The sequence below is a fragment of the Microcoleus sp. F4-D5 genome, from assembly GCF_036704885.1.
In the GTDB taxonomy this organism is placed as follows: domain Bacteria; phylum Cyanobacteriota; class Cyanobacteriia; order Cyanobacteriales; family Microcoleaceae; genus Microcoleus.
In genome coordinates this window covers 144,456-169,697 of the sequence record NZ_JAUBSX010000005.1, presented here as the reverse complement: position 1 = coordinate 169,697, position 25,242 = coordinate 144,456, and the positions used below count along the sequence as shown (strand labels likewise).

The window sequence follows — 25,242 nt, the reverse complement described above, 5'->3', positions numbered from 1 at the left end:
TAAGAGTCACCAGAAGAAAGAACTGGTGTAAAAAAGGAAGCCGAAAAAAGGTCAGAGGAGACCGAAGAAAAGGCAGAGTTAATGTAATGGGAGGAGTGAGGAATTCGGATAAAAAAAGGTGGGTAGAATTCCTCAAAAAAGGCAATTCATATAATTTTCATCTAGTGCTAAAACTCTTTTATAAAGAGCTAATCAATGAATGGGTATCAGCAGGAGATCGAGCCTCAGAATTTGCTGAAAAAGGAGCAAAAATAGTGATTGTTCTGGATAATGCTAGTTTTCATAAGAAAGAAGAGTACCTGAAAATAATTGGAACAGAAATGCCTAATCTTCCGGATAGAATTCCTCCCCGAATACAGCCCAGACTATAACTTAATTGAATTAGTATGGCATTCGGCAAAAGAATATATTGCCAATCGACTTTTTACATCTATTGAAGAGCTAGAGTATTTATTGCACCGCCTCTTAAATGAAGGGCAATTAATAATTAAATGGGGTCGCAAAATCAAAAATAAGGGCAATGCTTGTATCACAGTTTAAATGTGCAACAGCTTAGCATTGGAATTAATATTAACCACTGTCCTCTATCTTTGCTATGTACCTCACTTACCTAAAAATGCTGTATCATGTTTAGTCTAAGAAAGCCTTAATTTTTAACTTATTTCTTCAGTTATCCAAACTCCCAAACTGCCAACTCTCCACCCACATTTAACCGTGCATTATCACCGAAAGTGAACTTTCTTTCCTGATGAACTTGAGCCTTCATCGTGCAAACAACCTTGCGAATTCGATAACTGGGAGCAACTTTCTGAGATACTTGTAAAGTAAAACCATGAGAACGATAGGTAGTAATATCTGCTACGCAAGATGAGTCACAGCCAAAGACTCGAAGTAGTAATCCTAGTTGCTCGTGTTCCGCTAAAGTCAATTCCAGATGAACTTCTGAAATGTCGTCAAACAAAGAAGTTTCGGAAGTAGCAATGTTTTTCAGATAAGCAGCACGGTCAAAGCAACCAGCACTGGTAAGCTTGATGTTTTTATAGTCTAAATAATCCTGATGGAATTCCATCAACCACGCATTGAAGGGTTCTGTCTCTGATTGGAGCGCCAAATAATGAAACCAGGGCACTTTTCTATCTTCGGTTTGACGAACTTGCAAACCAGAAAACGTTTCTTGGGCTACTAAGGATTTTAGCTTTTCATCTACAATATCAATCTGTCCTGCTTGTTTACTATTGAAACCTATACCCGAAAAACCTTCCCTAAACCCTTCCACACCCCCAGGAGCAAAAAGCTCAATATAGCTATGTTTTCCCCTGAGATAAGTTCCCGCCCAACTCTCTTTATCAGTTTCTACGGTATCTCTGGATATTGTGCAGAATTCTTGGCTGATGAACTCTGATTTGGCGATCGACTCTAGCGTTTCTGTGTCGAGAGTAACATATAAATGGTTAAATTCTATTCCCATGTTTTTACTGATTGAGCCTTAGTAATACAAATTGTGGTTGTGGAACAGACAAGATGCCTGTTCATAAAAACTCTTTAACTTAAGTCGCGCCAAGGTATTAGGATTATTCATAAAATTACGAGTACGTTGAACTGATATATTGCATCATTCTCGCTTCACAGGCTTTCCGGCCTGTGAAGCGAAGAGTGAGTTTTCTTGTGGGGAGTAGGGGTTGGGCGTCCCGCCCGCCCATGAAAGGCTAATTGAGAATGGTGCAAGATCTCAGTTCAAGGAAATTCTGGAATTGCCCAGAAGCTCACGCCATACCGACTCTTGTGGCGTGAGTCCGTCACCGGTGCGTTGAACTCACTTTACCAGGGATTGACCAGCTCCTCACCTGACCCAAAGTCACCGGCATCATTTGTACCACATCAAGGGTAAAGCGGAAGACCTTGCGCGCCCGACTACTGCTTTCCGGGTCGTAGAACACCAGCTTGACATCCCAACAGTCGCTGTCTCGGCGACAGAACGGGCTTTTTTCGACGTTAATGGTGTCGAGTTGACGACGATCGACGATCGCCCGAGCAAAGGTCACAGCGGCTTGGAAGATGTTGGTGGCGGCGAAGTTGAGGGCGCGATCGCGCGAAGTCTGCCCCACATTGCGAAGATCGTTGTAGACTCGGTTGAGGAAGGCTATCAGAGCCTGTCGCACGAGGGGTTCTTGGGCTTCGTCCACCTGACGGGAGATTGCCGCCATCGCCGAGTTCACCAGGGTATTGACTTTCCAGCCGTACATTCCCCGCACGTTAGGTACCGTCACTACAGGCACAACCTCACCGGAGAAAAGTTCTACCGTGCGCTTGGTGCGTCGGGCGGGTATGCTGATCCGTTCTACAAATTCATCGCTGGCTTCTGGCTCCAGTTGCCCCGCCAACATCAGCACAAACATCTCGTAGACATCCCCGTCCTTTGACTCTAGGGCATATATCGTGTCTCCATCGAGGTTCAATGTCCAGATCAGGGAACGGCTTTCATCGGGGTTGCGATCGAGGTGTTCGACCATCTGGCGAGGATCGTGGGGGTCTGGCGGCACCATAATGCCGTTGACTTCGGCGGGAGCCATCTGTTGTTGGAAAGTGTCGCGGCGGGTTTCATCCCCAAAGTCGTAGCCGATCGTCCCTAGGGCGTAAACGTTGCCAGAGAAGGCGGTGCTGGCTTCGACAGTGCCTGTGTCTGCGGGAGTCGCGGCGGCGGTGACGGATGCCTCGGTTAGTGTGGCAGGGGTGGCGGGTTGCAGGGCTGGGCTAACGGCAGTGTCTGTCATAGCGGCTGCGATGCTTGTCGGGGCAACCGTAGCGGTAGGCATGGCATAGCCGGCCCGTTCCGTGCGGGTCACTCGATCGCCCGCGAAGGAAATGGTGAAGGAGGGTCGCCCAAACAGCAGCTTCATTGCGCCGCCGATATTGACAAAGCCGCGCAGACAGCGTTCCGGTTCTTCTACAACCTTTGGGTCGCAGGGAATTGCGGTTTTGAGCAGTGCCGTTCGGACGGCTTCAGCATCGACGGGTTTGCCCTCTTGCAGTTGCAAACTCATCAGCAGCGCCGAGATTCCGGTCACGATGGGGGCGGCTCCACTGGTTCCCGTTCTGAGTCTGGGTTTCTCGGTTGCCAGTTGCGCTCCCCAAATGTCGTCACCAGGAGCCATAATCCCCTCTTCGGTATAATTGCCTCCCCAGTTGCTGTAGTGGGCGGGTGGACTGCCTAGATCCATTGCTCCTACAGGCAGGGTTCCTGGCAATACACCCGGCAGACACCAGTATTCACCCAAACCGTTACCCGCTGGCCCGACGACCAGAATGTTGTTATCCAAGCACTTCTTTACGGCTTGAGCGAATAGCTCTTCCCCTTCGCCGGTTTGGGTGGGGCGGCAGATTCCACAGTGAATGATATTTGCCCCCAAATCTAGGGCTAGCTCAAAGGCACGAGCTAGGTTTAGGGGAGAGATAAATTCTTCCTGAATCCCTGTGGTGTTAAGCGGCAGATTAATCAGGCGACAGTGGGGAGCAATACCAGCAGAAGGGGTGTTCTCTTGACCTACGATGATGCTGGTGACGTGGGAAGTATGGTCATCGATTTTAAGACGGCCTCTAAGCGGTTCCGAAAAAGCCTCTTTGAGTGCTGCTTCTTTTTCCTGTTTCGGGCGATCGCTATCCTCAATGGCTCGGAAGGTTGCGTACTCTTCTGCGGAAATCGGCTCTGGAGCATCCTCCCAGTAAGGAAAGACTTTAGAAATTTCAGGGCTCTGGAAACAGGACAGGGAGTGGTCGGGGTTGCCTTCAATCACCACAATCGTGATGCGGGGATCGCCTAGGGTTTGGTTGCGTAGGTGGGCGAGTCCAGGGATGCGATCGTCAAGGTCGTGAGGATGGAGCGCTGCCGGGAGTTGGGTTGCTGAACTCTCAACCCCACTGGCTGAAATAGCCGCTGATTCAGTTTCATTCACTACAACATCCGATTCCACTTCACTCTCGGAAGCCTCTGAGTCCATGACTTCAGTCGTTGTCTGGGATACAGATTCAGCCTCGCTCACCGAAACCGCTGCCTCTGTTGCCTCCGTCGATTCTGTAGGTTGGGTTGAGGAACGAAACCCAACATCTTGTTCAGATGTAGGTTGAGTTGAGGAACGAAACCCAACCTCAGCAGGCTCAGGTTCCGCCTCACCCCTATCCGATTCAACCGTACTCTCCGAGACTGCTACCTCCGCAGACTCATCGGAGGGGTCAACTTCTTGAACTGACTCAACTCCACTCGCTTGCACATCCCGCTTCGGCAGCGAGCCCAACATGAACTCACCTACCGCCGACTCTTCCACATAATCCAAACCTGCTGCTTGTCCAAAACCATCGCTATCTCCAGCCCCCAACGCGCAGGGAGCCAGACCCATATTCGTTGCCACTAGATAGAGATTTTGCTGCAACACTCCGACGTGTTTCAGCAATAACGCATAGGCAAAGGAGCGATACTTGCGGAACAGCCGTCCAAACCGCGCTGTAACCACGAGAAGGACTTGTGGTTTTCCCCAAAAGCTTGGTAGGTTGTTGAGAAACTCATAACCTGACCGAGAGAAAATATCGCTTTCTGCCGGAATAATCTGCTCGAGTTGATGGTTCAATGGGTCGTAGTGATATAAACCTGTATCTAAGCCTTCACATCGCCGCACCACCGGATAAATTTCTAGCTCATACATTACTCCGCCGCCAGGATAAGGACGACGGCTCAACTCACCATAATTAATATCCGCATCAAAACAAATTTTTTCCCGCCAATTTTCACCAAACCACTCCTCCACTCGAAGAATGTCTTTGACACGGGCGCTGCGATACAGCAGTTCGCTGAGTTGTTCTATGGTGATTGGATGTGCCTCGTCGTATTCTCGAATCGATTTCCGCGTTTCGATCGCGGCTGTTAACGTAGCATCGTTACTCATCAACGCTGCCAAGTTCGGACGCGGCAGCGGCACAATCCGATCGCTCATAGCCGGTTTGACCACCGGAAAATCAGACCACTGCTCAATGTTAATATCTTCTCCTGGATAGTCATGGCGACCCAAGCGGCTGCGGCTGTGGAACAGCAGGTTGTGAAAGTCCCAAAGCTGGAGCGAGGAGGGTTCAGGGTCAGCCGTCAGAAATCCCGCTGCCCACAGCAGGTTGAGGAACTGATAAGCGGTTTCTGGTCCCAGGTAGGGCGGTGGCGTTAGTGTCGCTAAGGATTGGGGCTGGGCGAGTTGAGCCAGCAGCGCACTTGCCCGCCAGTCGAGGAGTTTAATCCGAAACTTCGAGAGGGGGGACTCCAGCACCATAGTGCCGTCGTAGGAATGCTGATAGGCAAAGCGGGAGAGAGTGAGACGGGTTTGTGTCCAGTAGGGTTCGGTCAGATTCAACTCGGCAGAGTCCACCATCGGAACCGCCACTGCCAGCGGCAACACGGCGTAACTCAACCAACCCCGCTCATCCAATTGTTGTAGCATCCGCCCGAACTGTTCCCCGGCTGCCCGACCATCGAGTTCGGCTAACCCTTGCACCAGTGAGTCGGGGGTGGTGTTGCCTGCCTTGAGACGATCGAGAGCAATACCGATTCCGGGCGTTGTGGCTAGGGTTAGCAAAGCAGTCGGATCGGATTCTGCCGAGTGCAGGGTGTAGTGGTCGTCGGTACTTTCAACTTGGATATTGGGGTTGAGGGAAACAGCGAAGGGATGAGCAATCATGGTAGTGGATAATGGGAAACGATGATTGGGCAGTGAATCAATGACAGCAGCGATCGGTGAAGCGATCGGGATCGGTATTTTGTTTGAAGATTAGTCGCAGCAGGATCGACAAGCACAAATGACTCACTTTACGAAGCAAATTTCGCCAATTGACCTCTTTCTATATCCCGTTGACATGTATCACTTTGGTTGTAAAAAAAACTATAGTTTTCCAATCGACTATTTTCCAAATCTCTCTCTTTGGCCGTTACACCAGCATAGGTAACGCAGTCCTGACTCTGACAAAAGTCATAAATCTTATCGCCCAAGCTATTGAACGCAAAATATTTTGGTATGTCTTTGATATCAAAAAAGTGAAAATGGAAGGCTGGATCTATCTTTTGTCTAGAAAAACTCGCCGTTATGAAATCTGAAACATTAAACATATAATTTACTTTACGTGAAAAATTTTTGCGTATGTAGGCATCGAGATATCTTCCGAAATTTCCTTGAAGTTGATATTTTTCTCCTGGAGAGCCCGCCAATATTTCTATGTTACTACGACCATCCAAGAAAAGATTAAATCCAATCACAACAACATCTTTAATTAAGACTTCTGTCAACTCAGCCGAATATTTAGCACCATCAAGTGCGATCGCACTCAGCACTAAATCTTCGTTACCTTCCCCATGATTAATGTGCATATATATCTTGATCGCAGAATCCTGAAGAGTCGGACGTAAGTCAATGCCTATAGTGTTATTTTCGATTTTGCTAGAGCCGATATATAGTACTGAAAACCGATCGAGCAAGTCACGATTGATTTTAACGTCTATTCTGCGTTCAACTTTATCTAAAAAATTTGAGGCATCGATCAGCGATCTAGGCCAAGTATGTCCGTAGTTAGAGACTTGAAAATCTCCTGCGAATAAGAGATCGCCTTCAACGTTGCAAGTAGGCTCAACACCACAGGGACCTTCTATTGCAAGAACAGCTTCTTCAAAGAGAGGGATCGGAAAACTAGGTTCTACATCGAAAGCATCTCGATGAGTCCGCATGAACCGAAGGCGCTGCTCTCGTAGATAATCATGTGAAAACACAGAATTGATCGTCATATTCATATTTATCATGAAACAGTTTGTAAGTATCTAATGCGAAGTATATGAACTCATTCAGAGTTGATCTAGAGTCTATCTTCATCACGCTCCCTTCTTGTTCATCAAGTCATTCATCATGTAGTACATCTTAGCTCTCTGAATTGACTCACCAGAAAACTCAGATTCAGGAATACCAATGTAGAGATCGTGAAAGACTCGATTTTGATAGTGAGCCTGAACTTGCTTAACCATCTCATTCCCCAGTTTGCCAACAAAACTGTTGGGAGACTTGACGGAATTGAAATAGAGAACATCACTATCGTTCTCGTCGCTAATACCGATTTGAAACCACTTACTCTGATCAATTAGGGTAAGTGCTTTTGCAGGCAGTGTCGAAGTTAAATACGCTTGAACATCTGGGCGCTGGAGGTCGGCTGGGTAGAACGTGGGATAAACTTCTACAGCAGCTCGATTGTCAAAGAAAAAGTCAAATCCAACCAATAACGTCCCATTGACAATTAGTTTCTCCCAATCGCGCAGTTCTCCACAAAGTGCTGTCGCAATTGCTATCTTTTCAGGATAATCTCTGATGAGAAGATACAACTTAATCCGTGAATGCCTTGGTTCTGGACGAACATCGATACCAAAACTCATATTCAGTATCTTAGAAGGATCTAGGCCTGTAGCTAAAAACTGCTGAAGTAACCAACGATTAATCCTAAATTCTGGTCTTTTTTCTATGTGATTACAGAAGGATAGAAACGCTTCCAAATCGAGTAATTTCGCTGCTGGATTAGAGGGTAAACTTTCAAAACAGTAATAAAAGCGAGCTGGATAACTACGATCTTTTTCAATATTGCAACCGCAGGCAATAGAACCACCTTGATCTTTCTGTTGTTTTCCGACAAATTCTTCAAATAAATTTAATAGATAGGAATTTTCAATGTCAAAAATTTGTTTGTGATCTTCAATGTAACGTAAATTTTCTTCATGACGATTCCGAGTAAGACTGGAGGTCACACCAGAAGGTTGTCTTCGATTTTGAGCGATCGCTCTTGCAGGTTTTACCGCTTTAATATCACCAAAAAATACAGGTAGATGCGGGTGCAATAAATTCGCAGAAGCTAGGCGCAAACCGAGTGCTGGCATCTTAACCGTTTGGTTTTCGTCATATTCAATGGCTTGGAAACCCGCCTGCTCGACCAACTCAACCAAGTTCTTCAGAGGAATAACATGGCTGCCTTGCATTTCTTGCTGGTTGATTTCATCAAACGATCGTTGCTCTAGCGGAGAAAGAGGTGGCTCTTTAACAAACAAACCTGTGATGTATAAGGTTCCCCCCGGACGCAGCACGCGCTTGGCTTCGGCAAGGACTTGAGGTACTCGATTAGAATACTTGATGCTGTCGTTGAAAAACACCACATCAAAAACTTCGTCGGGAAACGGTGGCGCATGAAAATCACCCACTTGCACCCGTACCCGATCGACCAAGTTGGCTTGGGCAATCCGAATTTGAGCTTCTGCCGCTTCCACCTCAGAAATCGTTATCCCCTCAATCCGCGTGCCCGGAAACGACTGGGCAATATGAATCGCAGGGATTCCCGCACCACAACCAGCATCAAAGATATAGTTTCCGGGCTGTATCCCCATACGAGCCGCTAGGCTAAGGTTATGCGATCTAGCTACCGGATCGGGAACCATCCGACTGAAGTTGATAGAATTTTTGTTATAAAAAGCACGAACGTTTTCGACTTCGGGTGTCAGGTTGGACTTAGTAGGAACACTAGGACTAATTGAATTATTCTGCATGGTTTTCGATAAAGATAACTCGCACAAAGAAAAATCTGAATGACTGGGTTAGGAGCTTGAGTGCATCTTGAACACAAAAGACGAGACCGAAGAAGGAACACAACACTTTATAAAAAGTTTGCTATCTAAACCTCTTGGGCCTCGTCTCTAGCCTAAAGCCTAGCACCCTTTAGTTCTGGTATTTAGGACAGTAAACTGCAATGTTACCGAATCTGGACTAGGCTCTAGACGCGATCTGCTGGCGATTCGCAAATCTGAGAGATTTAGGCATCACCATCATCGTAGGAACAGATGCAGGGGACGATAGATGCTTCCGCACCATCGTAGGAACAAATACAGGGGACGATAGATGCTTCCGCACCATCGTAGGAACAAATACAGGGGACGATAGATGCTTCCGCACCAGCGCCACCGAGAGCTTCCTCAGAGAGTTCAGCCAAGTGGCTGGGGAGTTTACCGCTGATGCCACGGATCACGGGTTTGCCTGGTTTAGGCAGGATGTTCTTCTTATTCATGGGAATAATCCTCATTTTGTTGCTGAGTTTATTGACCCGTTGGGGTGGGCCAGTCCCCTTCTTCGTGAGAAGAAGCTTCGTCGGGCGACATCCGGTACGTAGCGAAAGCGAGTCGCCCGCAAACTTTAAAAATACTTAAAATGGCATCGGTGTGGGGTTCATCTGCGCCTCAGCGAGCGGTTCATCTCGCCACCCCTGCTTCACCGGCACGTCATAGAGCCGCCCCGACCCAAACCGCGACCAAAAATGCCGCATTCCTGGCACTGTCACCTTGACCGCATTCAAACCAATGTCCGGTCGGGTTTGATTCACGACCAAGGTCTCCAGTCCCGCTTGTTGGGCAATGTTTACGCAGGTGAGGACATCGGTGTAAATATCATCACTCCAACGCTTGGGGTAATCCTGGGCCGTCTTGAGGGGTTGCGCGGCATCAGGAACCAGATAGGGATGATCCGCCAGCTTCGCAGTGAGTAACCAATCCGTTGCGTCGCTTTTCAGGTTCTCGTCTGGCACTTTGTCCAGTTCCAAGCCAATTTGGTTAACCTCTGTGAGGGTGCGGATGATGGCAATAGTGGGGTCGAGGTGCGCCCCAAAGCCGAGAATCAATCGTTCCGAGCTTCCCGTTTTCCGATTCGACACCCCGACAAAAGCTGGAATTCCCAAGTCGGCAGTCAAATCCAGCACCCACAGATCTCGGTCATTTTCCCGGTAGAACTGCTGCAACTGAACAAAATACGGCTCATCAAAGCTCGTCAAGTCCACCGCCGGACGCCTCAAGCGGTTGTACCACCACAGCGCCACACTGTCGCGCTCCACCAGTTCCAGAAACCCTTGCAGAATAGCTTCTTCGAGGGTGTTCCCGGCAGCATTACCGTTGGAGTCACCCCGGCAGAAGCGATGTTCTTGGGGCAAGGGATAGTGGTAGTAGCACATCGCTGTAGGCAGATACTTATGGGTCTGCTCTGTTAACGACCACACCGGAGTCCAGTCAATGGCTTGACTCGCATCAAACCGCTGGGGAATCCAATCGTGAGCCACCGTTGCTTGCGCGTTCAAGCTCTCCCGGTTGGCATACTGCTCATCGCTAAAGCACAAACTTTGCTCTGGATGAATCGCCAAGTCTCCTAGATCCGCCAGGGTTGCCCGCTTGCGGGGTTCGTCTCCTTGAAAGATGCCAGAATAGCGCTCCACTGCTTCACAGAAACCACTCGCTTTAGATTGGCTATCGGTCTTGCCCTTGCCAGAACTCTTGTGTTTCAGGGTATTGCGCAGTCCCCGCAGGGTGGTGGCGCTGCCGAAGCTGTGCCCCGCTCGGTAGGTATGCACCAGGGGATTAGCTGGGTCAGTAATCCGCACCAGTTCTGTTACGACTCCCGTCACCGGACTAATCAAGTGCTGGTATTTCTGCACCGTCTGTTCTGGCGTCGTGGCGCGATGACCGCCATCACGGGTGAACTGCTTGCGGCGCGATTCCAGCTTCAGCGGTTCAAACCCTCGCCGCTGCAAAATTTTGGGGTCTCCACAGGTCGGACATTGCGGCCGCTTAATCAAGATATGGCTTTTGAAGTCCAGAATTGTCTGGTTGAAGGTGATAATCTTGCCGTCCAGGGTGGGGAAGAGCGCCGTTCCCGGTGCAGTGGCATTGACGTGTTGCTTGACAATCCACTTGGCAATCTCAGTCGCGGCAAACTGTAACCCCGTTTGCAGGGTCGAAGGCAGTGTCGCCCGCGCTGTGGGCAAGCAGCCCAATACACTCCCGTTTTGACCGTTGCGCTGCTGTTGGGCTTGTTTTTGCCGCAATACCGACGACTCAACTTCGCGGTTGCCCCCCAGCCGATGAGCCAGACAGCCCCAACACCCTGTCTTTCCGGGAACAAACACTGGGCCCAACCAGAGGACACTGCCCACCGGCTTGACTAGCAGCCAAGTTTGCTGGCGCTCCAGAGCCTGCTTGTTGATGGCAGCTAGTTCCGGCTGCAAATAGTCATCGGTCAAAACGATGTTGAGCGCCGCTGAGGAATCCGCGTCTGTGGGGTTTTGCACCGGAATGCCCATGTCCCGCAGGGCAGTTGCCAGGGCAGCAAGGGTTACTTCACTGATGTTGTCGCCCACCGCTGTCAGCGTGACCGGCTGCTGTAGCCCCTGCGCGGCAAGGGGGGGTGCAATCCCTAACTCGCTCCAAAATGCCGCCACTTCCGAGGATAGTTCCGGGGCTACCTCGGTTAGGTAGCCTTTCTCTGCGAGGCGATCGAGCACATAGTCAATGTATTCCGCCGGGACTTCCCCATCAAGTTTTTCGACAATCTGCTCCAGGGTGTGTTCCCCGTTCAGCAGAGGCACGATTTGGCAGTAGAGTTGCCCGGTGAGGGCGTGGTTGCTCTGTTCGCCAAGCAGGTAGACTTGCTTTGGCTCGATCGCCTCGACATGAAAGTGGGGCTTAATTTGGAGGAGTGTGGTGGATTGCATAGAGCGAACAGTCAGTCATGAAGTGGACGATAACAAGACAGGCTAGGGATTAGGTCCAGATGCGGCCCCGGCGGAAGGGTTTAGGGTGTTTCTGTGACTTCTTGGCTTGCTTCTCGGCGTACTCGCACCAGAAGGCATAATCTGAAAGCCCTGTCTGGGAAGTAGGCACGTAAGACTTTTTCTCTTCAGGGGTGGGGGAGACTTCCGAGGGTGTTACTTCTGTTTTCTCCTTAGCCACCGTTTCCTTTTTCTCATTAGCCATAGTTTCCTTAGTTTCCTTAGTTTCCTTGGGTGTTTCGGGTGTTTGGAGGGTTTGCGGTTGCTGGGGGGCCACAACTCCCTCTAACTTGAGGTAGTCGATCCGGTGTGCACCATCTCCCAACCCTCGATCGGTAGTCAGGGTCAGGGTATGTTGCCCAGCGCTGAGGGCTGGCAAGGGAATCTGGGTTTTGGTTGGCTTGCCTGACCCGACCCCGACGAGTTCGGTCACTGGCTCGCCATCAACCCAGAGGGTGTCAACTTGAGATCCAAAAAAGTTGTAAAAGAGCGTAAGTTCGCCTGTGCTGTAGCTTTGGGCAAGGGTGAATTGGATATTCAGTTTGTCGGTGGAAAAAAGCTGCTTTCCTTTGCTCTGCGGTTTGGTCTTGCGACCGGGAACCACGAGCAACGATGGCATCTGGGGCTGGTTAATCGGGTCTGGATCTGACCCAACAACGTAGGTAAATTCCTCTTGCCAGCCGCCTACCTGCGAAAACTCCTGACCTCCTTTACCAGCTTGACCAATTTGCCATAGGGTTTCAGTTTGCTGAGGCATCGTGATTGGGGGCTTATCAGTGGCTCATTAATAAAATCGTCCCATGCCGCCAAAGCCGCCCCAGCCCTGGCTGGCTGCACTCTGGCTGGCACTAGAGTGCATCACTTGGTTGAAACTGCGGTTGGCATAGGCTGAAGGATCGTTATAGTTAGCGCCATGGAGCAGATCCATCCGAATATGCACCAAATCCTCGGTAAGACCATCTTCCACATCCACGCACAGCGCAGGCTGGATGAAATGAGGCCGTTTGACGGGGGGAGACAATATAGGAAGTCGCATGGTTGAGGATTCTCCGTATAGATAGGGTGAACAAATCTAGATGTCTTGGCGAGAGTGCATTTTGTTGTGGCACTCTCACCCCAATTCTATTGCCCTTTAATACGGTGAAGACCAAGAACGAACTTCGCCCAACGTGACCGGAATCAGATCGCTGACATCAATGGTGAAGCGGAAAATCTTCTTAGCACGGCGGTTGTTTTCAGGGTCGAAGAACTTCAACTTCACATCCCAGCAGTCGCTATCCATGCGACAGAAGGGACTTTTCTCAACAGTAATGCTGTCGAGTTCCATGCCGACGGCAACCGCTTCGCTGAAGGTTCGGGCGGCTTGGAAGGCGTTGGTGACGGAAAAGTTGAGGGCGCGGTCTTGGGAGGTGATTCCCAAGTTGCGGAGGTCGTAGTAGATGCGGTTGAGGAAGCCATCTAAGGTGTTGCGGATGCGGTCTTCGTCAGCAGTGCCGTCTTCAGCTTGTACCGCTGCCATCGCTGCGCTGACCAAGCTGTTGACTTTCCAACCGTAGATGCCGCGGGTGGTTTGGGGTTCAATTACCGGGACAACTTGACCGGAGAAGAGCTTGACTTTGCGCCCGGTCAAGATGCCCGGTATGCTGACGCGCTCAACGTATTCGGCATCGTTTTCGGGTTGGATTTGACCGGATAGCAGTTCGTGGAGAGCGCGGTAGGACTCAGCGGCGAAGGGTCCGGTGGGGTCGATCGCATAGACGGGAGTCAGTTCAATGTTAAGCGTCCAAATGAGCGATCGCGCCTCAGAAATATTCTCGCCCAGGTAGTCCACCATCTGACGGGCGTCGTAGGGGTTCGCCGGCACCATCACCCCTCCCCCTATGTCAAACGGCGGCATCAGTTGCTTGAACGAGTCCCGGCGGGCTTCGCTCCCGAAGTCGTAGCCGAGGGTTCCTAGGGCATAAACAATCTGACCGAGCTCCGGAAGTTCGCTGGGGGCTTGGCTGGCGGTGACGGAGTTAGCAGTGAAGTTGGGCATCATTGGTGGTTGGGTTACAGGTGTAGGAAACGATTGCATCAAGTTTTGCAAGTTGGGGGTGTTGCTAGGGACAGCCTCCGCCGCTCCTGGCTTGGCTCCAGCAGCAACCAAACTAGGAGCCGGTTGCCCTCCATCGGCGGCGGCAGTTGTTTCACTGGCGTTGGTTAAGCCGCCACCACAACCGCAGCCTGCTGCTTCTACTTCTGATGCACCCACCGATGCGAAATTCTCAGACATATTTCCTCCTTTTTTTAATAACGTTATGGCTCCAGGGATGTTCAGTCTGCCCGCCAGACACCGACGGGTTTCTTCTGGCAAGTCAGGGTCGCAGGGTAAGGCACTCTGCAACAACACTTGACGAATTTTTTGGGGGTCGGGGGTTTCTCCCTGCTCCCGCTGAAGACTCAGCAGCACGGCTGCTACACCTGAGACAATCGGAGTGGCGAAGCTCGTACCGCTCAGGCGGTCGGTGCCACCGCCCGGTTTAGCTCCCAGGATGTCCTTACCTGGGGCAAGGATGCCTTGGTCTTTGTAGGCTTCGCCCCAGTTGCTAAAGTCTAGGGGTTTGCCATTAGCATCCATCGCTCCGACCGCTAGCACAGAGGGCAACGCAGCGGGTACGTGCAAGCAATCGCAACTATTGTTGCCAGCCGCAGCGACGAGCAAGACGTTGTTCTCTCGGCACAGACGGACGGCATTCTGCAACCAGCCATCGGCCTCGCCATAGTCGGTCAGTTGACCGCCACTGAGGTTGATCACGTGGGCGCCGGCATTGACTGCTTGCTCGATCGCCCTAGCCAAATCTAGCTGGGAAGTTTTGAGGCGATCGTCGGCGAAGACTGGCACAATTATCCCCTTGCATTTGGGAGCTATCCCCTGCACCGGACTGCCCGGTTGCCCAAAGATAATGCTGGCAACGTGGGTTCCGTGGGTGGACATATTGCCACCGATCTGGGCATCCGCTTTAACTAAGGTGGGCAGATACGTTAGGTCTGCGCCTTGAAAGCAAGGATGATTTTGGTCAACAGGACCATCCAAAACGGCAATACAAATACTACTATCTCCCTGGGAGAGCGTACTTAATGTATCTAGCATTTAAACGTATTTATTCCATCCAAACAGTAATCAGCATAGAGTTGTTTTCTTACACCTATTGATAGCTGCGTTTTCACCTTTAATATGAGGTATGACAAGCAGGCTGCTTGAATTTTAGTCTTTGAAAAAAAACGAGCTGGACAGTTTGTTGAACCCTAGGGATTAGTTGTATTACTGCACAATCCTATGCTTGCCAAACTAGGGAACTTAGGATGACCGGCGATCGTTTAAATTGGCTAGCTGCTGGTTGTGTACGGCTATACCAAGAACTTGAAAGTCATAAAAACATACTGAACAGATTTTATGCAAGGGGTTCTACACATTTCTTATTATTTGGATAAAGTTTGTACAGGTATCGTGCCTTCATCCTGTTAAGCTGAGCTGGTATTTATTTGGTATTACAGGTTGGTCTGCATAAACAAAAACCATGTATATAAGGCAAAGGCATAGCGTTACAGACCTGAAGATCCACTTGGTCTGCGTAACAAAATATTTATGCAAGTGGTGCTACACATTTTGTTTATTATGTATTGAGATAAAAATTATCCTGTTATCGTGCCTTCATCCTGTTAAACTTAGTTAGTATTTATTTGGTATTACAGGTTGGTCTGCATAAACGAAAACCATGTATAGAAGGGAAAGGCATAGCGTTACAGACTTGAGGATTCACTTGGTCTGCGTAACAAAATATCGAAAGCCCGTATTCACGGACGATGGGCTGGATTTGGTCGAAAAATCTTTCCGAGAAGTAGCTCAACAGATGAATTTTCAGATATTAGAATTCAACGGCGAAGGCGATCGCGTTCACGCACTGATTGAATACCCGCCCAAGCTGTCTGTTTCACAAATAGTAAACGCCCTCAAATGCGTATCTAGTCGCCGTTACGGACAAGCTGGATACAAGAAGCCCCACCCAGAATCTTTGTGGAGTCCCAGTTACTTTACCGTTTCTGTGGGAGGCGCACCAATTGAAGTTTTGAAGCAGTACATCAAAGACGAAAATCGCCTTAGAAGGGCGAGGCTTGAATCCCGTTAATTTCCGTCATTGCAAACCAGATGGAGTTTGAAGCCAAAAAACCAATCTACAGAAGTCTTTCCTCTGGCTGCAATCCGTTTGAAGAGTTTTTGCTGTTGAATGCGGGGGTTGTGGCAAAAACACACCTGCCTGCGATCGCCCGTATCTAGAAGACAACGAGGCAAGAAAACACGCCCTAGTTCTTCCCCGATATCGAACTCATTTTTTGTTTAAGTTCCGTTAATTCATTTAGAGAACTGTGAAGAAAGCGATCGCCCATAATTTTATGGGTGCTTTTTGCTGATTGGCCAGGCGGCGGTGGGTATTGTGCTTTAGGCTCTACTCATTTGAAAAAATGCTAAAAAACATCCCATTTTTCCCCGGAATACCATTCTACGGAAAAACAAATAATTCTCTGAAATATCAGGTTGTGCTCCAGCAGAGCGAAGAAGATTGCGGTGCGGCTTGTCTGGCTTCGATCGCCAAATTTTACGGACAGAATTTTACAATTAGCCGCTTGCGAGAATTGGTCGGTACGGGCCAGCAAGGGACGACTTTACTGGGCTTGAAACAAGGTGCTGAGGCGATCGGCTTTAATGCTCGATCTGTGCGAGCAGCCGCTGCAATTTTAGACAAGCTCGATGATGCCCCTCTACCGATGATTATTCACTGGAACGGCTATCACTGGGTTGTTTTGTACGGCAAACAGGGCAACAAATATGCGATCGGCGATCCGGCTGTCGGTGTGCGCTACGTTTCTAAAGCAGAATTAGCAGCAGCTTGGACAGATTGGCTGTGCTTGCTACTAGAACCCGATCCGCAAAGATTTTTTGCCGCAGCAGACGGTCAACCCCCCGCCAATTCCTTACAAAAATGGATGCGCCGGATTGGGATTTACCGCCAGATTTTAATGGAAGCATTTTTGCTGAATGCAGTGTTGGGCTTGCTGTCGATTTCTTCGCCTTTTCTAGTTCAACTGCTCACCGACGACATCCTGGTGCGGGGCGACAGACAACTCCTGGCGAGCGTGGCGATCGCAGTTATAGTTATGAACCTGTTTAGCAGCAGTTTAGGATTGGTACAGTCCAACTTGATCGCTCAATTCTCCCAGCGTTTAGAATTGGGATTAGTGATGGAATTTGCGCGCAAATTCCTGCGATTGCCTTTGAGTTTTTACGAAACCAGACGCAGCGGCGAAATCGTCAGTAGATTACAAGATATCCAAGAAATCAATAAATTAGTTTCTCAAGTCGCTATCAGCTTGCCCAGTCAATTTTTTATAGCTGTAGTTTCTTTTATTTTTATGCTGTTTTACAGCAAGGAACTGACGCTGGCAGCTACAGTAATTGCTGTGCTAATGACTGCCTCTACAGTCGTGTTTCTGCCCGTATTGCAGCACAAAACGCGCAGTTTATTTGTCCTAGAAGCAGAAACTCAAGGCGTTTTAGTAGAAACTTTTAAAGGCGCGCTGACCGTCAAAACTACTAGCAGCGGTCAGCAACTTTGGGAAGAATTTCAAACCCGCTTCGGTCGCTTAGCAAAGCTCACTTTTCGCACTACACAAATTGGCATTCTCAACAATATATTTTCGGGTTTTGTTGCTTCGGCTGGCAGCATTACTCTGCTGTGGCTTGGGAGCGGTTTAGTGATTGACAAGGTATTGAGTATCGGTCAGTTGCTAGCGTTTATTAGCATGAATCAAAACGTTACTACTTGGGTGAACTCCTTAGTCGGATTTTCGGATGAAATGACTCGCGTCCAGACAGCAACTCAAAGGCTTTCGGAAGTCATCGACGCTGAACCGGAAACTAAAAACGATACGAATAAACCTTTTGTAACCGTTCAGGATCGCGACGGTATTGTTTGCAAGGGTGTGAGTTTTCACTACCCCGGCAGACTCGACTTGCTGGAAAATTTTTCCGTCACGTTTCCCGGCGGTCAAGCAATTGCTTTGATCGGCTATTCCGGCTGCGGAAAAAGTACCCTAGCTAAAGTAATTGCCGGTCTGTATCCGCTGCAATCTGGTAATATTAGAATTGGCGGTTACAACTTGCAGGATTTGTCTCTCGACAGTCTGAGACAGCAGGTGGTTTTGGTTCCTCAAGAAGCGCATTTTTGGAGCCGATCGATTCTCGAAAATTTTCGATTGGGCAGTCCCGATATCAGCTTTGAACAGATTGTTAAAGTCTGCAAAATTGCGGGTGCGGATGAATTTATCAGCCAATTGCCGGATAAATATCAAACAGTTTTAGGGGAGTTTGGAGCGAATATTTCTGGCGGACAAAGACAGAGATTGGCGATCGCCCGCGCCATTCTCAACAACCCGCCCGTATTGATTTTAGACGAATCTACCGCAGGGCTTGACCCCGCAAGCGAAGCGGAAGTCTTAGAAAATTTGTTGATGTACCGGCAGGGGAAAACGACGATTTTTATCAGTCACAGGCCGCGAGTGATCGATCGCGCCGACTGGATTATCATGTTAGAACGCGGCAGGTTGAAAGTGCAAGGCTCGGCTGCAAAATTGCGATCGATTCCAGGAGACCATTTAGAGTTTTTGCATCCTTAAACAAATTAGTAAATTTGTACGGTGCGTTATTCTAGAACCTACCTGACAAATTTACTAAAAATTATTTTGATAGCATTTAAGGGCATTTTTAACATTAATCTAGCGGTTTAATGTAGCGATCTCCTTTTATCGTTCCTCCTCAATCTCCAATTCTACCGCCTCTAACTCAGCTTCTAACTACTCAACAGTCGGCAAACTTCCCTGTAACTGTTCTGGCAAAGCCTCCCGCAATTGATAAGTCGAAACGCCGATCGGTTGATTCATATCCCGCAAAGCATATTCGACAATCTTCTGCTTTTTATTTTTACATAAAATCATTCTAATAGTCGGCATATCATCCCGGTGTTTTAGCAAATCATCCACCGCCGAAACGTAAAAAGTCATCTTCCCAGAAAACTCCGGCTTAAACGCTTCCACCTTCAAATCAATTACCACAAAACACCGCAAACGTAAATGATAAAACAATAAATCAATATAAAAATCTTCCCCTTCAACCTCCAGATGATACTGACCGAAAGCATTCAGGATACAAGCCCCCGGATTCATTCCGAAAGCAGACTCAGGACCCAGAAATAAAAAACCTGTATCCGATAAAGGATCCCCCGAATTTATCCGTGGGGTCAATGCTTCAATTCTTTAATCTAAAATCTAAAATCTAAAATCGCGCAATCGATTGACGGCCCACAAAAGCAAACCCCATCCCCAACTCCAGCAAAAAAGCGCGGATGCGATCGATTAAAGCCTTCTCTAATTCTCTCTCTTGTGCTTCCTTCCCTAAACTGATAAAATCAAAATTACAAGGATCTTTCAACAACTGCTGCGCCAGTTCAGATTGCGGGTTGGGGAGAGTGCCAGAGAAGTTAGTATCAGCTTTCCCTTGTCGCCGATACAGCCCGCTTTCTATCTGATGAACTAACACATTTCGACTCCATCCTTGCTCGATAGTTTGTCGTGCATACTACAGGCGTTCCTCTGACGATTTCAGCTTTTCCATTAAGGCGATATTGTGATACCAAGGAATTTGTGCAAGCACCTCTTGCACAAATTGTTCATCCGGGTAACTTTCCGCAAAACTTCTGATATATTTGAGATTGCGAGGTGAAAAACCCTTCATCTCAGGAAAAGCTTTTTGCAAGTCAGCAGCTAAATTGTCTATAACTTTTGCTCCCCATCCTCGCTGCTGTTGTCGGTTTAAAACATCCCGTCCAATTTGCCAGTAAAGCAACACTAATTCGGGGTTGACCGCAATCATAGCCCGCACTTGAGCTTGCAAAATACGTGCCTTAAGTTCCCGCAGAAAATCATGATAATCTTGGGGAATTGGTAAGTTATTCGCCATACCCCAACCCCCACAGATTTTTACCAGTCATCGCCTGTAGCTTGGCATTGTTCACAAATTGCCTCTATTTCATCTCACATTTTGCACCATGCTCAAGAACAGGCAAGATGCCTGTTCCACAAAGAGTGAGTTTTTTTGTGGGGAGTAGGGGTTGGGCATCCTGCCCGCCCGGTTTTTGCGATTTTCTCCTCGTTAATGTACCCTGCAAACTAGGGCGATCGCCTCTTGATTTTCTAGTACCAAACCGTACTCCAAACCTTCAACAACTGCCTGACAAGAAGCATCCAAAATATTACCAGAAACCCCAACAGTCGTCCAGCGGTCTTGACCGTTACTAAACTCAGCCAATACGCGAGTTTTAGCAGAAGTTCCCGCACCGCTGTCGAGAATCCGCACCTTGTAATCTGTCAAGTAAAAATGCGCGATCGCCGGATAAAAGTTCACCAAAGCTTTCCGCAAAGCCGCATCCAAAGCCGAAACCGGGCCGTTTCCTTCCGCAGCTTCCAAAATATTTGTACCGTTTACTGACAATTTCACCGTTGCCAATGCCATACAATCTTCGCCAACCTTATCGCAGTGGACTTGAAATCCCTTAATTTCAAACCACGGCGGGCGTTGTTCCAAGGCTTCCCGCATTAACAATTCAAAAGACGCCTCAGCACCCTCAAATTGATAGCCCTGACTTTCCAAATCTTTCAATTTTTCCAGAATTTGGCGGCAAGCAGGATTTTTGCGATCGAGTTCAATGCCAAAAGTCCTAGCCTTCGCCAAAACATTGCTCAAACCAGCTTGATCCGAAATCACAATGCGGCGACAGTTGCCGATTTTTTCAGGTTCCAAGTGTTCGTAAGTCAGCGGATTTTTCTCAACCGCCGATACGTGAATTCCCCCCTTGTGAGCAAAAGCCGAAAGACCGACAAAAGGAGCGCGGTCATCGGGAGCAAGATTGACAATTTCGCTGACCGATCGACTTACTTGAGTTAATCTAACTAATTGCTCGTCTTGAATGCAATCATAACCCAACTTGAGCTGAACATTTGGAATCAAAGAACATAAATCGGCATTGCCGCAGCGTTCGCCGTAACCGTTAATAGTTCCCTGTACCATCGTCACTCCTTCCCGTACAGCAGCCAAAGCATTAGCAACCGCAACTCCGGAGTCGTTGTGAGTGTGAACTCCCAGTTGAATTTTAGACTTTCTCTCCCGCTTATGGGAGTCAATTTCCGGTTCAGAAATATCCCAACTTTCTATTATTTCTGCCACATCGCGAACAACCTGACTGACTTCGTGAGGCAAAGTACCGCCGTTAGTATCGCAAAGCACCAGCCATTCTGCACCGGCATCCGCCGCCGCTTTTAAAGTTTTAATAGCATAATCTCGATTCTGCTTGTAGCCGTCAAACCAGTGTTCGGCATCGTAAATAACGCGCCTTCCCTGACTCCGCAAATATTCAATTGTATCTCGAATCATCGCCAGATTTTCTTCTAGCGTCGTCTTCAAACCTTCAATAACGTGTAAATCCCACGACTTGCCAAACAGTGTCACCCAGCGAGTACCGCCAGACAAAATAGCCTGCAACATTTCATCATTTGCTGCCGTTGTTCCCGGCCGCCTTGTCGAACAAAAAGCGACAACTTCGGCTTGAGTTAGCGGCTGTTCTTTGAGCCGCCAAAAAAATTGTACGTCTTTAGGATTTGCCCCCGGCCAGCCTCCTTCAATAAAGGGAATTCCTAAACTGTCTAATTGCCGAGCAATTCGCAGTTTATCTTCGAGAGATAAGCAGAGTCCCTCGCACTTAGCACCGTCTCGCAGCGTGGTATCGTAGATCCAGAGCCGATTTGTCATGGGAAATTGCGATCGAGAACTTGGTAATATATCACTTACTATATTAGATGGATTTATTTGAAATTAATGCGATAATATATATGAAAATTAACATAAATCTAACAGGGGTAAATTACTGTGGTCAAGGTACAAGCGCAAGGAAAAACATTTGAGTGCGATCGCGGAGCCAATCTCCGTGAGGTTTTGCTCAAAAACGGTATCGATCTCTACAACGGCAACGCCAAAGTCATCAACTGCCACGGTCTCGGCACTTGCGGCACCTGCGCTGTCACCGTCGAAGGCGAAGTTTCCGAGTCCCAGTGGCGTGAAAAAGCCCGACTTTCGGTTCCTCCGCATTCTCCCGCATCCAACCGCCGTTTGTCCTGCCAAACCAAAGTTTTAGGCGATATTAAAGTGACAAAATATGACGGTTTCTGGGGCCAGGGCTCTGAAACTGTCTGGACACCACAAGCCTAGATTTTTTGTTAAGAAAGGCAGATAGGACGATCGCCTTGCCAGATAATCTGTCAGACTTGTGGAAGAATTCTAACTGTAAGGTGCACGCGGGGCACCTTACCATAAAGAAATCCGAGAGGTCAAAAAAGCCAGAAAGTCCATATAAAAGTTAATGAATTCATCTCAAGATATTTTGATTATTGGCGGCGGAATAATTGGCCTTTCGCTAGCAGTAGAACTGAAATTGCGAGGGGCCTCTGTCGCTGTTCTCACCGCCGATTCTAAACAACCGACTGCCCGGGCTGCCGCCGGAATGCTTGCCCCCCAAGCCGAACGAATTCCCCCCAGTCCGATGCTGGATTTGTGCTTGCAAAGCCGCGCACTCTATCCCGCCTGGATTGAACAGCTAGAAGATATTACCGGATTGAAAACGGGATATTGGCGATCGGGAATTCTCGCGCCCGTGTGTCAAAACGATCCTCTAGAAAAGCCACTTTTATCAAACCTAAATTATCAATGGTTGGACAGAGACTCTGTTCACCAGCACCAGTTTGGATTGGGTCAAGAAGTAACAGGCGGTTGGTGGTATCCTGACGACGCTCAAGTTGACAACCGTGCTTTATTTCGGACGCTTCAAACCGCAACTAAAGAATTGCAGATTGAGATTATTCAAGGTAATGCAGGGGAAATTATTCGGCAGGGAAGCCGAGTTTTTGGCGTTGAAACAACCGCAGGAAAATTACAAGCTGACCGTTATGTTTTGGCTTCCGGCCCTTGGTCTGAGAAATTATTGGATATTCCTGTTTATCCGATAAAGGGGCAAATGCTGTCAGTATGCGTACCAGAAGATTGTGGAGTTATCCAGCCCCTGCAAACCGTTTTATTCGGGACTGGCATTTATATTGTGCCGCGTCAAGATGGCAGAATTATTATTGGCGCAACTAGCGAAAATGTGGATTTCACGCCGGGAAATACGCCTGCAGGAATCCAAAGTTTGCTAGCAGGAGCTATTAAGTTATATCCAGAATTACAAAATTATCCGATTCTGGAGTTTTGGTGGGGGTTTCGGCCGGCTACTCCTGATGAGTTGCCGATTTTGGGTGCTAGTGCTTGGGAGAATTTGACATTGGCTACAGGGCATTACCGCAATGGCATTTTGTTGGCTCCGGTGACGGCTAAATTGTTGGCTGATTTAATTTGCAATCAGAAATCCGATCCGTTATTGGCTGCTTTTGATTGTTCGAGGTTTGGAGCTTCAGAACTTACTTGAACCTCGCTATGTAGGGTGTGCACTGCACACTTTACGGCTGTAAGTAGCGCGTCCCACCATTTTTTTGCCTTAGTCGTGATTAGTTCTATTGCTGTTTTTTGGGTTGGTTCAATTCTCTGCATTTAGCGGCAGCCAAATCGTAAGCATTTTGGTAATCGCTACCGCCTAACATCAAATCGCCGTAATATTCATAAGGTTGATTTCCATAAATCGGCAGTGGGTCGTCTTCTGGATAATCTTCTTTTGATTCTTCTAGGATTGCTTTGAGTTTCTTGACGCTGAAGCGCTGTACAGGGAAGTAATGAATGTCTTGAGCGATTAAACCGAGATGGGGAAAGGTTGGGTCAACAATTCGCTCGTCGAGTTCAATCCAACTATACTCGATGGGTTTATACGGTGCTCCGGGCACAGCTAAAAATCCTTGGACGTAGATTGCCCCCTCTGTTGCTAACGCTGCTTTACAGGCGTTGTCAAAGCAGTTTTTACGCTTGCTTTTGATGCGAGCAGCCATTTCAATAGAAAGTGTCTCATCTAATAGTTCGGTCATAATCCATTTCTAGTCGCGTGTGCGATTAGATTGTAGCAAACCGGAGCTATCTCCGAGCACAAAAAACGCACGCAATTGCGATCGTTCCTCAAATTCTCGTCTCAAGGAGGTCAAAATTGGCAAATGAGAGGCGGTTTGCTAAAAACTCCGGCGAGGTGATATGGCAATCCCTGCAAGAGTCGTAAATTGTTTACCCCACCCCAACCCTCCCCGAACCCGCTGGGAGTCCGCAAGAAATTCACAAATGATGCGAGGATTGCTGTATTTCATCTCCAGAGGCGATATCCTCCAATTTTTCCCAATCCAATACAATAATTTTACCGCCTCGACTTTAGGATACAAACGGCTTGAGTTTCTTAAACAGCCGCACGCATTCTTCGTAGGTAATTTCAATACTGCGAGCAATTTGATAGTAGGGAAAACGTTTTTCTAAACATATACTATTATCTGCCATCTTCGTACCTTGCAAGGGCGGCAAAGTAATAAATAAATCGGGCCAGCCGCACGATCGCCCTTTGCGACACCAAACCGTCCACAGTCTCGTGAAGTTGCTGCAACCGCTGATTAAAAACCGCCAATATTCGCAAAGCAATCTCAGGATTTTCCCGAATTGCTGCTAGCAAAACTTCCCGTTCTGTGGTAAGAACTTGCACATCAGTTTCTGCCGTCACCGTTGCGGGGGCAATGCCGTTGCCTAGTAAAGGAGGTGCAGCAAAAATATCTCCCTGAAATAAAGTGCCCAGAATTGTTTCTTTGCCTGCCGCCGCTGTTTTTGCAACCCGCAAAGAACCGCTCAATCATGGTGTATAATTTTTCGGGGATGCGATCGCCCTCATACATCACAACTTCTCCCTGTCGGTAACTCCGAATTGCTGTATGTTCTTGCAATCGCTCTAATTCAGTTTGGTTTAAGCTGGTAAATATTGCAATTTTAGCCAGTTGCTCGACAGTTGCTTTCATACATTTAACTCTACCCGATAGGAGTCTATTGAGAGTATAATAAAGGTGAATTCTGAATATATTGAGACAAGCAGAGCCATCTACGAAAATGCAGAACCAGAATATCGGCGATATTATTTTGATGAGATAGCTGGCGGATTTGTGCTAATTCACCAAGAACACAATCTTAATAATTCGGAAATCTTTCTTGCTGAAGTTTTGGCTAAAATAGGAAAGAGAGTTAGAATGTTGAGCGAGCAAGCAGCAGAAGCTGTGAGAACGCCAGACGCTGAGATAGACGGTGAGATTTGCGAATTTAAGGAGTTGACAGAACAGACTCAAAACATCAGATATCGAACTCAAGAAGGAATCAGCAGGGCAAAAAGTCAAGGTGCGGCAGTCGCGATCGTTCATTTAAATCGAGATAATTACGAGTTTTGGAAGATCGACGACGGCATCAGAAAAGCTTTTTATTAGGAAAAAATGCAACAGATTGAGACGATTGTATTAGTATTCAAC

At 48.1% G+C, this 25,242-nt stretch carries 21 protein-coding genes and 2 pseudogenes; 6 read left to right on the top strand and 17 right to left on the bottom strand.

Annotated features, from left to right (window positions below; all coding sequences use genetic code 11):
* A pseudogene (locus QUA80_RS04400) lies at positions 1–540 on the top strand (IS630 family transposase); the annotation flags it as partial.
* Positions 541–670: 130 nt separating this feature from the next.
* Here QUA80_RS04400 and QUA80_RS04395 read toward each other — a convergent pair.
* The 9 genes from QUA80_RS04395 to QUA80_RS04355 form a co-directional block, all read right to left on the bottom strand.
* Complete coding sequence (locus QUA80_RS04395) at positions 671–1,468, bottom strand: DUF5829 family protein (RefSeq protein WP_333421771.1); 798 nt, start codon at positions 1,466–1,468, stop codon at positions 671–673.
* Between the two features lie 328 nt (positions 1,469–1,796).
* Positions 1,797–5,711 carry a PatA/PatG family cyanobactin maturation protease gene (locus QUA80_RS04390; protein WP_333421769.1) on the bottom strand — a complete coding sequence of 1,305 codons (3,915 nt, stop codon included), beginning with the start codon at positions 5,709–5,711 and terminating at the stop codon, positions 1,797–1,799.
* Positions 5,712–5,839: 128 nt separating this feature from the next.
* The gene (locus tag QUA80_RS04385; protein ID WP_333421766.1) at positions 5,840–6,820 is read right to left on the bottom strand and encodes a LynF/TruF/PatF family peptide O-prenyltransferase; all 981 of its coding nucleotides are present in this window, start codon (positions 6,818–6,820) and stop codon (positions 5,840–5,842) included.
* 69 nt (positions 6,821–6,889) lie between these two features.
* Positions 6,890–8,596, bottom strand: coding sequence for a DUF5838 family protein (locus QUA80_RS04380; protein ID WP_333421764.1), 1,707 nt, complete (start codon positions 8,594–8,596; stop codon positions 6,890–6,892).
* Positions 8,597–8,859: 263 nt separating this feature from the next.
* Entirely contained in the window at positions 8,860–9,111 is a 252-nt protein-coding gene (locus tag QUA80_RS04375; protein ID WP_333421762.1) for a DUF5837 family cyanobactin class RiPP, read from the bottom strand.
* Between the two features lie 135 nt (positions 9,112–9,246).
* A complete protein-coding gene (locus QUA80_RS04370) occupies positions 9,247–11,577 on the bottom strand; it encodes a TOMM precursor leader peptide-binding protein (RefSeq protein WP_333421760.1) in 2,331 nt (776 codons plus the stop codon).
* Positions 11,578–11,626: 49 nt separating this feature from the next.
* The gene (locus QUA80_RS04365) at positions 11,627–12,391 is read right to left on the bottom strand and encodes a cyanobactin biosynthesis PatC/TenC/TruC family protein (RefSeq protein WP_333421758.1); all 765 of its coding nucleotides are present in this window, start codon (positions 12,389–12,391) and stop codon (positions 11,627–11,629) included.
* 27 nt (positions 12,392–12,418) lie between these two features.
* Entirely contained in the window at positions 12,419–12,670 is a 252-nt protein-coding gene (locus QUA80_RS04360; protein ID WP_333421756.1) for a cyanobactin biosynthesis system PatB/AcyB/McaB family protein, read from the bottom strand.
* A gap of 96 nt (positions 12,671–12,766) precedes the next feature.
* Positions 12,767–14,767, bottom strand: a complete 2,001-nt coding sequence (locus tag QUA80_RS04355; RefSeq protein WP_333421754.1) for a PatA/PatG family cyanobactin maturation protease — start codon at positions 14,765–14,767, stop codon at positions 12,767–12,769.
* Positions 14,768–15,392: 625 nt separating this feature from the next.
* Here QUA80_RS04355 and tnpA point away from each other — a divergent pair.
* Positions 15,393–15,803, top strand: a complete 411-nt coding sequence (gene tnpA / locus QUA80_RS04350) for an IS200/IS605 family transposase (protein WP_333421752.1) — start codon at positions 15,393–15,395, stop codon at positions 15,801–15,803.
* A gap of 8 nt (positions 15,804–15,811) precedes the next feature.
* On the opposite strand, the pseudogene QUA80_RS04345 reads toward tnpA, so the two are convergent.
* A pseudogene (locus QUA80_RS04345) lies at positions 15,812–15,967 on the bottom strand (transposase); the annotation flags it as partial.
* Between the two features lie 170 nt (positions 15,968–16,137).
* Here QUA80_RS04345 and QUA80_RS04340 point away from each other — a divergent pair.
* Positions 16,138–18,348, top strand: coding sequence for a peptidase domain-containing ABC transporter (locus QUA80_RS04340; RefSeq protein WP_333421750.1), 2,211 nt, complete (start codon positions 16,138–16,140; stop codon positions 18,346–18,348).
* A 177-nt stretch (positions 18,349–18,525) separates the two neighbouring features.
* Here QUA80_RS04340 and QUA80_RS04335 read toward each other — a convergent pair whose 3' ends face one another.
* From QUA80_RS04335 to cimA, 4 genes are all read right to left on the bottom strand, one after another.
* Positions 18,526–18,894 (bottom strand): PDDEXK nuclease domain-containing protein, encoded by a 369-nt coding sequence (locus tag QUA80_RS04335; RefSeq protein ID WP_333421748.1) that lies wholly within the window; start codon positions 18,892–18,894, stop codon positions 18,526–18,528.
* A 109-nt stretch (positions 18,895–19,003) separates the two neighbouring features.
* Positions 19,004–19,267, bottom strand: coding sequence for a PDDEXK nuclease domain-containing protein (locus QUA80_RS04330; RefSeq protein ID WP_333421746.1), 264 nt, complete (start codon positions 19,265–19,267; stop codon positions 19,004–19,006).
* Positions 19,268–19,306: 39 nt separating this feature from the next.
* Entirely contained in the window at positions 19,307–19,687 is a 381-nt protein-coding gene (locus QUA80_RS04325; protein WP_333421744.1) for a DUF1016 N-terminal domain-containing protein, read from the bottom strand.
* A 192-nt stretch (positions 19,688–19,879) separates the two neighbouring features.
* Positions 19,880–21,532, bottom strand: a complete 1,653-nt coding sequence (cimA, locus tag QUA80_RS04320) for a citramalate synthase (RefSeq protein ID WP_333421742.1) — start codon at positions 21,530–21,532, stop codon at positions 19,880–19,882.
* Between the two features lie 117 nt (positions 21,533–21,649).
* Here cimA and QUA80_RS04315 point away from each other — a divergent pair, with 117 nt between their 5' ends.
* Together QUA80_RS04315 and thiO are read left to right on the top strand one after the other, a co-directional pair.
* Positions 21,650–21,988 (top strand): 2Fe-2S iron-sulfur cluster-binding protein, encoded by a 339-nt coding sequence (locus tag QUA80_RS04315; protein ID WP_333421741.1) that lies wholly within the window; start codon positions 21,650–21,652, stop codon positions 21,986–21,988.
* 151 nt (positions 21,989–22,139) lie between these two features.
* The gene (gene thiO / locus QUA80_RS04310) at positions 22,140–23,237 is read left to right on the top strand and encodes a glycine oxidase ThiO (protein WP_333421739.1); all 1,098 of its coding nucleotides are present in this window, start codon (positions 22,140–22,142) and stop codon (positions 23,235–23,237) included.
* Positions 23,238–23,322: 85 nt separating this feature from the next.
* On the opposite strand, the gene QUA80_RS04305 is transcribed toward thiO, so the two are convergent.
* From QUA80_RS04305 to QUA80_RS04295, 3 genes are all read right to left on the bottom strand, one after another.
* Positions 23,323–23,784, bottom strand: a complete 462-nt coding sequence (locus QUA80_RS04305) for a hypothetical protein (RefSeq protein WP_333421737.1) — start codon at positions 23,782–23,784, stop codon at positions 23,323–23,325.
* Positions 23,785–24,115: 331 nt separating this feature from the next.
* A complete protein-coding gene (locus QUA80_RS04300; protein ID WP_333421735.1) occupies positions 24,116–24,238 on the bottom strand; it encodes a hypothetical protein in 123 nt (40 codons plus the stop codon).
* Entirely contained in the window at positions 24,228–24,581 is a 354-nt protein-coding gene (locus tag QUA80_RS04295) for a Crp/Fnr family transcriptional regulator (RefSeq protein WP_333421733.1), read from the bottom strand. The genes QUA80_RS04300 and QUA80_RS04295 overlap by 11 nt, the downstream gene beginning before the upstream one ends.
* Positions 24,582–24,789: 208 nt before the next feature.
* Between QUA80_RS04295 and QUA80_RS04290 the strand changes: the two genes are divergently transcribed.
* The gene (locus tag QUA80_RS04290; RefSeq protein WP_333421731.1) at positions 24,790–25,200 is read left to right on the top strand and encodes a CdiA C-terminal domain-containing protein; all 411 of its coding nucleotides are present in this window, start codon (positions 24,790–24,792) and stop codon (positions 25,198–25,200) included.
* Positions 25,201–25,242: the final 42 nt, after the last annotated feature.

Bases quoted from the DNA above. Each gene is read 5' to 3' on its own strand.
- QUA80_RS04395 (WP_333421771.1), bottom strand. From the start codon at position 1,468: ATGGGAATAGAATTTAACCATTTATATGTTACTCTCGACACAGAAACG.
- QUA80_RS04390 (WP_333421769.1), bottom strand. From the start codon at position 5,711: ATGATTGCTCATCCCTTCGCTGTTTCCCTCAACCCCAATATCCAAGTT.
- QUA80_RS04385 (WP_333421766.1), bottom strand. From the start codon at position 6,820: ATGATAAATATGAATATGACGATCAATTCTGTGTTTTCACATGATTAT.
- QUA80_RS04380 (WP_333421764.1), bottom strand. From the start codon at position 8,596: ATGCAGAATAATTCAATTAGTCCTAGTGTTCCTACTAAGTCCAACCTG.
- QUA80_RS04375 (WP_333421762.1), bottom strand. From the start codon at position 9,111: ATGAATAAGAAGAACATCCTGCCTAAACCAGGCAAACCCGTGATCCGT.
- QUA80_RS04370 (WP_333421760.1), bottom strand. From the start codon at position 11,577: ATGCAATCCACCACACTCCTCCAAATTAAGCCCCACTTTCATGTCGAG.
- QUA80_RS04365 (WP_333421758.1), bottom strand. From the start codon at position 12,391: ATGCCTCAGCAAACTGAAACCCTATGGCAAATTGGTCAAGCTGGTAAA.
- QUA80_RS04360 (WP_333421756.1), bottom strand. From the start codon at position 12,670: ATGCGACTTCCTATATTGTCTCCCCCCGTCAAACGGCCTCATTTCATC.
- QUA80_RS04355 (WP_333421754.1), bottom strand. From the start codon at position 14,767: ATGCTAGATACATTAAGTACGCTCTCCCAGGGAGATAGTAGTATTTGT.
- tnpA (WP_333421752.1), top strand. From the start codon at position 15,393: ATGTATAGAAGGGAAAGGCATAGCGTTACAGACTTGAGGATTCACTTG.
- QUA80_RS04340 (WP_333421750.1), top strand. From the start codon at position 16,138: ATGCTAAAAAACATCCCATTTTTCCCCGGAATACCATTCTACGGAAAA.
- QUA80_RS04335 (WP_333421748.1), bottom strand. From the start codon at position 18,894: ATGAATCCGGGGGCTTGTATCCTGAATGCTTTCGGTCAGTATCATCTG.
- QUA80_RS04325 (WP_333421744.1), bottom strand. From the start codon at position 19,687: ATGGCGAATAACTTACCAATTCCCCAAGATTATCATGATTTTCTGCGG.
- cimA (WP_333421742.1), bottom strand. From the start codon at position 21,532: ATGACAAATCGGCTCTGGATCTACGATACCACGCTGCGAGACGGTGCT.
- thiO (WP_333421739.1), top strand. From the start codon at position 22,140: ATGAATTCATCTCAAGATATTTTGATTATTGGCGGCGGAATAATTGGC.
- QUA80_RS04305 (WP_333421737.1), bottom strand. From the start codon at position 23,784: ATGACCGAACTATTAGATGAGACACTTTCTATTGAAATGGCTGCTCGC.
- QUA80_RS04300 (WP_333421735.1), bottom strand. From the start codon at position 24,238: ATGGCAGATAATAGTATATGTTTAGAAAAACGTTTTCCCTACTATCAA.